Origin of the sequence: Brumimicrobium salinarum, from assembly GCF_002844555.1 — a bacterium.
GTDB classification, from domain to species: domain Bacteria; phylum Bacteroidota; class Bacteroidia; order Flavobacteriales_D; family Crocinitomicaceae; genus Brumimicrobium; species Brumimicrobium salinarum.
Genome location: NZ_PJNI01000073.1, coordinates 1 through 301 on the forward strand (window position 1 = coordinate 1; position 301 = coordinate 301).

Sequence of the window (301 nt, forward strand, 5' to 3'; positions counted from 1 at the left end):
ATCGGATAGCGACAATACCAGCGCACCGCCCACAGGATCACATCACCCTGGAAATGGCGCCACTTGAAATCCGTCATCGTTCCGTCCGTCCAATCTCCGCCAAGCATGCTCAAGCTTCACGATTTTTGCAACAGAGCCCACACGAGTATTGAGCATAGTCGAGATTGGTGCAGATCACTTCTGATATTGAACTGTCAGGAGCTGGCTGCACAACAGCCATTACGCCCAATCAACTGGTGCAGTCGTCTTCTGAAAATGACAATCGTGCCACCGGCTCCAGGTCTTATCGAACAGCTCAGAC

General features: G+C 51.8%; 1 pseudogene. It reads right to left on the reverse strand.

The features are described from left to right. Positions 1–77 (reverse strand): annotated as a pseudogene (locus CW751_RS15190) (IS6 family transposase); the annotation flags it as partial. Between the last annotated feature and the right edge of the window lie 224 nt (positions 78–301).